The sequence below is a fragment of the Bradyrhizobium sp. genome (genome assembly GCF_049581145.1).
GTDB lineage: Bacteria > Pseudomonadota > Alphaproteobacteria > Rhizobiales > Xanthobacteraceae > Bradyrhizobium.
Window position 1 is genome coordinate 1 of record NZ_JBAURI010000298.1, and the last position, 3,908, is coordinate 3,908.

Here is a 3,908-nt window from a genome sequence, read left to right on the forward strand (position 1 = left end):
CTCGCCGGATGAAGCAGCGCTTCCCACTTCCGCTTCCCAAACACCCTACAGGCCTCGGGAAGCGGAAGCGGGAAGTCCATCAAAGTTCTTGCTCAGCGGTCCATCAAAAAACGCGGCGACGCTCACAGTCGCCTGGCACCGCCAAATGGAGCCGGACAGCTTTCTCAAATACACCAGCCAATTCCGGGTAAGTCATCGATTCCAAGCCAAAGGGGTGCCTACGATCGGGGGACGCGCGACGCAGAACATGCGCCTCGCCGCGCCGCATGGCGAACTACCCCGTTAGCTGAATTGCAGAGTTCGGAAGTCCGTTTTCCAGATGGCTACACGATGTGCCGCCCGGAACGACCCGTACGATTGTTCGAACGTTGAATCCGAAAATCGTCAAGTTTTTTCCCCGATTTTAGCTGTGCAGTGAGCCAGCGTGGCGTCTTGCCGCGGCCAGTCCAAGTTTCAGACGGCTCCGCCGGGTTGCGATATTTTGGCGAGACGCGCGGATAGGGGCGTCGAGCACTGGCTTTGTTCGTAGCGGCTTCCTCCGGCGACGCTGCAAGCTGGCGCAGGCGCCGCTCAAGCTGCGCCTTTTCAGCCAGCATTTTGCGGGACAATTCGGAGGCGATCTCTTCGCGAAGCGACCACAGCTGGTCGATACCCATCGATTCTAGATCAGCGCTTTTCATTTTTTGCTCGAGTGTCTCAATCCGGGTTGGAGCGTCCGACCGTCGGACCACGACTGCCGAGTCGCAGGCTCGATTGTCCGAGCGTGATCGTGCCCCAATCGATACCGCTCAGTTTCTTAAAACGCTGGATCGCTGTGTAGTCAAACTGAATTATCAAAGTTCGACAAACAAGCAGCGAGGCTGCTTTCCTACTGTTACGGGAGTAGTGGAACGAAGGCTTCGGGTGACGAGTCTTGTCCGAATTGTGCTGGTTCTTTGGAGGTTTCGAGGTGGCATGAATCTGTTCGTGAGCCGCTGACGCTGCCACGCCGTCGGCGGCGTAGATAGTGGCCGATCTCAGGACTTTTGATTTTGCCGTTCACCAGACGCTAACAGTTGTCTCCTGAATCGCGGCATGAGCGGTTGACCGACCGCCAACTGCCCGGTTGCTCTGTTCGAGATGGTTGGCTTTTGACGGCTCCAGTGCTCATTCGCAGAATTTGAGATTGAGCACTCCAGCGACGCTGCAATCAAAAACATCTTCATTGCGGTATATTTCTTAAAACTCTGTAACCATTATGTTTTTTCTTGTGACTCGAGAAGATCCGTGGCGCCGCATTCTATTATTACGAGTGTAATATTCTTGCTGCTCGTCCTGTTATACACAGTCTGCTTCGTGGTTGCCTCTCGTCGTATCGATACCCAGCTTCTTGGCACGCTAGAAGTGAAGTGGCGGTCGCAAGACGACTCCGGTGCGCCTTTCGGTTAGCCCGACTAATGACGATCTTGAGCTACGATCTATTCCGAGCCACCTGTTAACTGGTTAGCTTTATGCTCGTCGTATGTTTTTCGACGCGCATAACTCGCGGAAAGCCGTCGGTCCGGCCATCGCGTTGAACGAGTCTGTCCAGGTTTGGGCTCCAGCGCATCATGCAGCGCACAACAGATGCTCATAACTTTCGCTAGAAGTTTGTTATAATTGCAACCATACTCGAATCAGTTGCCCAGAGGTTAACGTGGGCAAAATATGGGGAGTACGCGATGGTCGTCGCGTTGGAAATCAACTTCGCTCTTTGGATCATGATCGGCTGCGCAGCCATGAAAGCCGCCCAGTACGCGATTTGACCTGATCAGGCGAACCAGGCGGCTTGCAGCCGGCCGTGAAGGCGAACATGCCTTTCACCGTGGCCTGCATCAATCGTGCCTTCGCACCTGAGATGTGAGAGTTGGCTGCACCAGCAGAAGGATACACGGGTGGCACACCTGCGCGCACGCGCAACCGCAGATCAACCGGCGCCTCGCGGCGCTGCGGTCGATGGGGCAGCTCCACCGAGATTCTAGAGGCAAAGGCCGATCTGGCGGCTGCCGAGGCGATTGCCTCGAAGAGCTCGATTGCTCCGCCGTTTTCAGGCCCGACGGTCGAACAGAAGGAGCGTGAATTTCATGCACCACGCCGGGTCAACCGCTGCTCGACATCCTCGACGACCATGGGCTTGAAGTCGATTTGATCGCGCCGTCGCATCGGCAGAACTGACTGAAATCGGGCTACGCCTTGTCAGGATCGATGATAACCGGGAAGGTCTATCCGGACCGGGTCGACCGGCTCGGCGGCCGCGTCGCTCCGGTCAGGTACGGGCGAGCTGATAGCCGGCACGAGCGGTCGCGCCACCCTGACGCCGCCATTATGATGTGAGTGCCGGCAAGCCGCATGGCAGCAAGGATGCTCTCCAAAGAGCGCATTCGGAATAGTACCGAAAACCCCGTCAGCATGGGGGCTTGAGATCCTCCAACAACGAATTGGCGAGAGCTTCTTCGGCAATGGAGAGCCGGTGTTGCTGCATCGCGGCCATCAATCCTTCATCCCACGAAGCGGGGGTGGCCCTCCCAGTGAGGGTCTGTCCGGGAGCTGTGGCCGTGCAGACGGCGGTCTCGTAGTCGACCGCACCGAAGCGCCAGGATCGGGCGCGGTGCTCGGCCATGACGTGGTTGCCGATCCGGATTCCCGGCCAGTCGAAATCGCCATGGTAGCAAAGCTGCGCACCCGCTTTCGCGAGCTGCGACAAGAGGCATCGCTGCGCGGCGGCCGGCATGCCGTCGGTGCAGACCAGCGGCGCGCAACCAGAGCCCCAGCGATCAGCCGCGATCGCAACCAGGTTGGGATTCTCACAGACATAGACCTTGCGAGTAGCCACGTCCCACGGCGGCGGTGAACGCAACAGCGATCGCAGCGACGCATAAACAGGCTCTCCCGGAAAATCATCGCGATCGTCTGCATCGCGCCTGGGCAGGTTCAGGAACAGTGCCGGGCGCGCCAATTCATTGACGAGCAGCCCCGCCTTGGCCCAGACGTCGCGGTCGCGTTCCGCACCGCCGTCGAGCTCCAGGTCGCTGTCCTCCGTTGGCTCAATATCGACGCAAACATTGTTGGCGCAGTTCCGGGCGATCCGCTGGCGCCAGACTGCCAGTACCAGGGTCGCCGTCGGCTGACCAGCGTCGAGCGCATGCGCGTCGCCCAGAACCTCTGCGGCCAATTGCGAACGTGTAATGCCGCCCGCCGGCAGGCGTTGCAACACCGTTTCGACGCGATGACAGATCTGGCTTGCCGCGGGCGGGTTCTGCCTGGAAAGACGCTTGAGCAGCCCGATGCCGGCCGGAGCCTGCAGCAATGCGATAAGGTCGCGATTGGCGCAGGCGCCCATCACGTCCGACCACTGCGTTTGCAGCGCGAAGCGCGTCGCGGCCAGATTGGCAATGGGGCCGTCGAGCCGCTCAAGCGCGTCGCGCAGCGACGCGGCGATGCCGGCGTTCTGAAACACGGTATCGACCAGGCGAACATCGATTTGCAGGGAATCGGCGTAACGCAGCGGACGGCCGAGCAGCGACGCCAACGCGGCGTGCTCTTCCACGCTGAGCTTGCCGATACGAAAGCTTTCAACCACGGCGTCGCGCGACGCGCGTTCGAAACGCCGGCGCAGGCGTTTGCGCAGCAACGCGAAATGATCGCCGCCAAGCAGGCGTTGCAGGCGCGGGTCGGCCTGGGAACTCATGTCGGCGCGAACCTCCGGTCGGGATCCTCCTGCCGTGTCTTGGCGCGGCCGTCCCAGCTCCAGCGCGACACGAACACCGCATCGATGCCTTCACGTCGCTGCAACTGGCAGATCGCGACGCCCGGCAGCTCGGCATAGCAGGCCCATTCGCGTTCGCTGGTGATGACGAAATCGAGATCGAACTCGCGGATCAGCCCCATGC

3 protein-coding genes are annotated in these 3,908 nt (G+C 60.0%); all 3 read right to left on the reverse strand.

What is annotated here, in order from left to right; translation table 11 throughout:
• Window positions 1–323: 323 nt before the first annotated feature.
• Window positions 324–680: an H-NS family nucleoid-associated regulatory protein gene (locus WCB02_RS09945; RefSeq protein ID WP_423957877.1), complete on the reverse strand. Its 357-nt coding sequence runs from the start codon at window positions 678–680 to the stop codon at window positions 324–326.
• 1,742 nt (window positions 681–2,422) lie between these two features.
• The gene (locus WCB02_RS09950; RefSeq protein WP_423957879.1) at window positions 2,423–3,649 is read right to left on the reverse strand and encodes a TIGR02679 family protein; all 1,227 of its coding nucleotides are present in this window, start codon (window positions 3,647–3,649) and stop codon (window positions 2,423–2,425) included.
• 53 nt (window positions 3,650–3,702) lie between these two features.
• The coding region (locus WCB02_RS09955) for a hypothetical protein (RefSeq protein ID WP_423957881.1) at window positions 3,703–3,908 on the reverse strand (206 nt) is incomplete at its 5' end.

What these genes read in the sequence shown, in the direction of transcription:
- WCB02_RS09945 (WP_423957877.1), bottom strand. Translation starts at nt 680, where the DNA reads ATGAAAAGCGCTGATCTAGAATCGATGGGTATCGACCAGCTGTGGTCG.